Raw genomic sequence first — 4,698 nt, forward strand, 5'->3', positions numbered from 1 at the left:
AGGATGCAGGCCTGATTGGCCAAATCTTGAAAGTCGAGTGTGCCGTTTTCCGCTAAGAGCCGGATGATACGCCATTGCTGGTCAGTAATATTGGCTTGGTTCAGAATAGGGCGGAATTGGGTCATCAATGCTTCCCGTGCCTGAATCAGACCGATATTGATAGATGCATGTTTAGATTGGTTGGGCATTACTAAGTCTCCGGTGTTATCAAAAATCAAACCGTTGAAGCGTGAGGTAGATTGATAAAGGCGAATATTGCTGTTTTAAGGCTGCCGTCGGCAGCCGGGTCATGGGAACAAAAGCATCACTGCCACAATATTAGATGAAGATCTCTAACAGTTTGTTTTGATAATAATGTTTCCAATTGTTCTTATGGTTATATCTTAGTCTATTTTCTTTATAATCTCAACAAAATCATATGTTATCGGGAAAGAGATAGTTTATTTATTTATGAAGTGGAATAGGATAAAAATATTCGGCGAAGATGATTCTTTGGATTTTCTATTTTTGGTGGATTTTCAATGAATTTAGCCGAAGATGTCTGCTAAGTAAATTCTGATTTTTAAGCCGATGTAGCTAGAAAGCCCGGATGTGTGATGAATCATTTTGCCATCTTTTAATATGATAATGGTCGGTGTGACGGCTATATTCCATTTTTGAGCCATCAGGCCGTCTGAATCATTGAAATTTGGAAAGGATAGGTTGTTTTCTTGCATATGGTGGGCAATGTCCGTGTCGCTTCCGGAGCGCAAGGCTACGCCCAATGTTGGGATATTGTCTTGGTGCAGTTTTTCTATGGTTGATGATGTGTATGAACAAATACGACACCAGCTACCCCAAAAATAAACGACGGCAACCCGATTTTGGCTGAAGGATTGAAGGGAAGTGGTTTGCCCATCGGTTAAAGTAATGGTTTGTGCCGCTGATTGTAAGGGCTGGTTAGGCTTGCGTACCCAGTCGACAATCAAGGAGAGCAAAATGAAAATAATCACGGCCTGAAGCAATGATTTGGCGTAGTGGAGCAGGGTTTTCATCATATATTGCGGAGGATATTGGATTATTGTTTTATAAATGAAAAAAGCCTTGCAGAGCAAGGCTTTTTGATTCGATTCTGAAAACGTATTAACGTTTGGAGAATTGTTTTGCGCGACGTGCTTTGCGCAAACCAGGTTTTTTACGTTCAACTTCACGAGCATCGCGAGTAACGAAGCCTGCTTGAGACAGGGCTGGTTTCAGGGCTGCGTCGAAGTCGATCAGGGCGCGGGTAATGCCGTGACGGATGGCGCCGGATTGACCGGTTTCGCCGCCACCGGTTACGTTAACTTTGATGTCGAAAGATTCGGCATTTTCAGTCAGAACCAGAGGTTGACGTACAACCATGCGGCTGGTTTCACGTGCGAAGAATTCGTCAACGGGACGGCCGTTTACGATGATTTGGCCGGTACCTTTAGTCAAGAATACACGAGCCACTGAACTTTTGCGGCGGCCTGTGCCGTAGTAGTATTTACCGTTCATGTCGTGTCCTTATTATTTCAGTTCCAAAACTTTAGGTTGTTGTGCAGCGTGGCCGTGTTCGGCGCCAGCGTACACTTTCAGTTTTTTGATCATGGCGTAGCCCAGAGGACCTTTAGGCAACATGCCTTTTACGGCTTGTTCCAAAGCGCGGCCTGGGAATTGCTCTTGCATTTCGCGGAAAGTACGCTCGTAGATGCCACCTGGGAAACCAGAGTGACGGAAGTATTTTTTGTCTTCGAATTTAGCACCGGTCACGCGCAGTTTGTCTGCGTTGATGACGATGATGTAGTCGCCAGTATCAACGTGAGGGGTGTATTCGGGTTTGTGTTTGCCGCGCAGACGGTGTGCGACTTCGGCTGCGACACGACCCAGAACTTTGTCTTCTGCGTCAATGACGAACCATTCGCGCTTCACCTCGTGGGGTTTTGCAGAGAAGGTTTTCATGGTTGGAATCCAGATATATATAGAAAGTTATGGATTTTAAAGAGGAGATTGGTTTTTGTCAATCTTAATTGAGTGTGTTTGATGCATGAATATGCGGTTTTTTCAGACGGCCGGAAATCTTTACGAAAGTCTTTACTTGGAAAGGGAAAAGCCACACCTGTCGGTATGGCTTTTTTTAGGGAATCCCCACGAGTGCCGTTTAGGCTGAATCCGCTTGAACCTTGCTGACAAGGCGGTCACCTCGGGTAGTTTCGGGTGCGTCCAATAAACGGACGCTCGCGCCCACTACAGCTCCCGGCAACCTAAAGCGAACGTATTGGTTCAAAGGAATATATGCCTTCGCGAACACCGCAGGGAAAAGGGGGAAATCAGTTTTGCTCCAAGCGCGCCAGTGCTTTTTGGCACGCGTTGTTCATGTCGGTTATTTTACGCTCAAATTCACCGATTGCCAAATCGTCGTTGAGGGTGGTTTTCAAGAGGTCGTGCACGACGTTGAGGGCTGCCATGACGACGATTTTGTCTGTGCCGACGATGCGGCCGCTTTCTTTAATCGCATCGCTTTTCTTGTTGAGCATTTCAACGGCTTGCAGAAGGGTGGCTTTTTCTTCACTCGGTGTGTTGATGGTGAAGTTGACATTCATGATGTCGAGATTGACTTGTTCGATACTCACGGGGCATCCTTTTATTGTTGTGTTTCTTGGGGCAATCGGGTAATGAGGCTGCGGATTTGGTCTGCGCTTTGGGCCAGCGCGTTGCGGTAGTTTTCTTTTTCGGCAGTCAGGTTGTCAATTTTGCTTTGCAGGTCCTCTTTGAGTTTGCCGACTTGAACCAGCAAGGCTTCGCTGAGTTCGTCAATGGCCGCGTCGTGTTGGCGTTTTTGTTGCTCTTGCTCGAGTTTGAGTCTGTCGATTTCTTCGTTGAGACGGCGGTTTTCTGAAACCAGCGTTTCAAATTTTTGGACAAGTTGGTAAACGTTGATTTCCAGATTGTTCAGTGATTGGTTCATGTGTTTCCCTTCAGACGGCCTGATGGCCGCCATATTGTGCGTCAGGCCGTCTGAATGGCAGACGGCGCGACCGTTTATTCGAAGCGCGCGCTTCGTTCCATCAGTCGTTCAACGACTTGCTGCGGGGTCATTTCTTTGCGGATGAGTTGCAGCAGGGTTTGAGTGATGGGCATATCGATTTGGTATTTGGCGGCGGTGTTGAAGACTTCTTCAATGGTGCTGACGCCTTCGGAAACGTGGCCGATTTCGACAAGCACTTGATGCAACTCTTTACCCTCTGCGAGGCCTAGGCCGACGCGGCGGTTGCGCGAGAGTGCGCCGGTACAGGTCAGGATAAGGTCGCCGATGCCTGCTAAGCCCATCATGGTTTTGGGTTGTGCGCCCATGGCGATGGCAAGGCGGGTGATTTCGGCAAGGCCGCGTGTTACTAAGGCTGCGCGTGCATTGAGGCCGTATTCGAGGCCGTCTGAAAGGCCGGTGGCAATTGCCATGACGTTTTTAACGGCACCGCCCACTGCGACACCGATGACGTCGGTGCTGCCGTACAGGCGCATTACGTTGGTGTTCAGTTGGGCAGTAGTTTCTTCCACCCAGTCTTTGTTTTCGGAAGCAAACACGACGGCGCAAGGCAGTTGGGCTGCAAGTTCTTGGGCAAAGCTCGGACCTGAGAGAACGCCGATTTTTTTATTGTTAGGTAGGACTTCTTTCAGTACTTGGAAAGTCAAAAGGCCGGTATCTTGTTCAAAACCTTTGCAGGCGGCGAGAACGGGAATATCGGCGGCGTTATGCTGTTTGAGCAGCTCGGCGCTGCTTCTGAGGCCGGCTACGGAGGTAACGATCAGGGCAAGTTGGCTGTCTTTCAGCGCTTCGCCCAAATCGGCGTGAACGGTCAGGGACTCAGGGAAAGGGAAGCCGGGCAGGCCGCGTTTGTTTTCGCGATCTGCTTGCAGGGTGCGGATTTGGTCGGGATTGCGTGTCCAAAGGGCAACTTCATTGTTGTGGTGCGCAAAGTGCAACGCGAGAGCTGTACCCCACGAACCTGCGCCGATGACGGTAATTTTCATGTTTCTCTTCCATATGGGAACGGGGCTTACTTTAAAACAAACGGCTTTGGGGTGCAAGGGCGGCGTTTGTGAAAAATATTTTGTGCTGTTTAAAAAGCCTTAGGCCGTCTGAAAGTTCAGACGGCCTGCTTCGGTTTATGATTTATTGTTACCGGAATGGTAGGCATCGTAGGCGTAGTAGTCGTAGCTGTTGTTGGCTTCGCGCTTCATGCCGTTGAGGACAACACCTTTGATGTTGATGTGGTTTTGTTTGAGGCGTTCGACGCTGGCTTCAAGCTCTCGTGCACGCGTGTGCGCATAACGGCTAATCATAAGGACGGTGCCGGCATGTTGGCCGATGATGATGGCGTCGGTAACGGCCAATACGGGCGGCGTGTCCAAGATGACATAATCGTAGCGTTGGCGCGCGTGGGCGAGCAATTCGTTGAAACGGTTGTCCATCAAAAGCTCGGACGGATTGCTAGGATAGCTGCCGCTGCTGATAAGGTGGAGGTTTTCAATGCCGGTCTCTTGTACGGCTTTTGCCGGAGCTGCTTTGCCGTTGAGGATGTCAGACAAGCCGAACTCGGGGGTAAGGCCGAAGAGTCGGTCGAGGTAGCCTTTGCGCATATCGGTATCGATAAGCAGAACGCGTTTGCCTGACTGCGCCATTACGGTGGCGAGGTTGGC

The 4,698-nt window shown here is 49.3% G+C and carries 7 protein-coding genes, 1 other RNA gene and 1 pseudogene; all 9 read right to left on the bottom strand.

The window, feature by feature from the left end; translation table 11 throughout:
• A pseudogene (gene nadR / locus ACTHUE_RS11155) lies at positions 1 to 188 on the bottom strand (MarR family adhesin repressor NadR); the annotation flags it as partial.
• 339 nt (positions 189 to 527) lie between these two features.
• A complete protein-coding gene (locus tag ACTHUE_RS11160; protein ID WP_039862516.1) occupies positions 528 to 1,037 on the bottom strand; it encodes a protein disulfide oxidoreductase in 510 nt (169 codons plus the stop codon).
• An 85-nt stretch (positions 1,038 to 1,122) separates the two neighbouring features.
• The gene (gene rpsI / locus ACTHUE_RS11165) at positions 1,123 to 1,515 is read right to left on the bottom strand and encodes a 30S ribosomal protein S9 (protein WP_003681515.1); all 393 of its coding nucleotides are present in this window, start codon (positions 1,513 to 1,515) and stop codon (positions 1,123 to 1,125) included.
• Positions 1,516 to 1,527: 12 nt separating this feature from the next.
• On the bottom strand, positions 1,528 to 1,959 hold the full coding sequence (gene rplM / locus ACTHUE_RS11170; protein ID WP_003684605.1) for a 50S ribosomal protein L13: 432 nt from the start codon (positions 1,957 to 1,959) through the stop codon (positions 1,528 to 1,530).
• A gap of 179 nt (positions 1,960 to 2,138) precedes the next feature.
• Positions 2,139 to 2,319, bottom strand: a non-coding RNA gene (ssrS, locus tag ACTHUE_RS11175) — 6S RNA.
• 8 nt (positions 2,320 to 2,327) lie between these two features.
• A complete protein-coding gene (locus ACTHUE_RS11180) occupies positions 2,328 to 2,630 on the bottom strand; it encodes a cell division protein ZapA (RefSeq protein ID WP_003681511.1) in 303 nt (100 codons plus the stop codon).
• Between the two features lie 11 nt (positions 2,631 to 2,641).
• Positions 2,642 to 2,965, bottom strand: a complete 324-nt coding sequence (locus ACTHUE_RS11185; protein WP_039862529.1) for a hypothetical protein — start codon at positions 2,963 to 2,965, stop codon at positions 2,642 to 2,644.
• Between the two features lie 74 nt (positions 2,966 to 3,039).
• Complete coding sequence (locus ACTHUE_RS11190) at positions 3,040 to 4,029, bottom strand: NAD(P)H-dependent glycerol-3-phosphate dehydrogenase (RefSeq protein WP_004520880.1); 990 nt, start codon at positions 4,027 to 4,029, stop codon at positions 3,040 to 3,042.
• A gap of 135 nt (positions 4,030 to 4,164) precedes the next feature.
• Positions 4,165 to 4,698, bottom strand: a 534-nt coding sequence (locus ACTHUE_RS11195) for a CpsD/CapB family tyrosine-protein kinase (RefSeq protein WP_440423485.1), incomplete at its 5' end; no start/stop codon positions are given.

The organism is Neisseria sp. P0021.S005 (genome assembly GCF_051956955.1).

Bases quoted from the DNA above. Each gene is read 5' to 3' on its own strand.
- rplM (WP_003684605.1), bottom strand. From the start codon at position 1,959: ATGAAAACCTTCTCTGCAAAACCCCACGAGGTGAAGCGCGAATGGTTC.
- ACTHUE_RS11160 (WP_039862516.1), bottom strand. From the start codon at position 1,037: ATGATGAAAACCCTGCTCCACTACGCCAAATCATTGCTTCAGGCCGTG.
- ACTHUE_RS11185 (WP_039862529.1), bottom strand. From the start codon at position 2,965: ATGAACCAATCACTGAACAATCTGGAAATCAACGTTTACCAACTTGTC.
- rpsI (WP_003681515.1), bottom strand. From the start codon at position 1,515: ATGAACGGTAAATACTACTACGGCACAGGCCGCCGCAAAAGTTCAGTG.
- ACTHUE_RS11190 (WP_004520880.1), bottom strand. From the start codon at position 4,029: ATGAAAATTACCGTCATCGGCGCAGGTTCGTGGGGTACAGCTCTCGCG.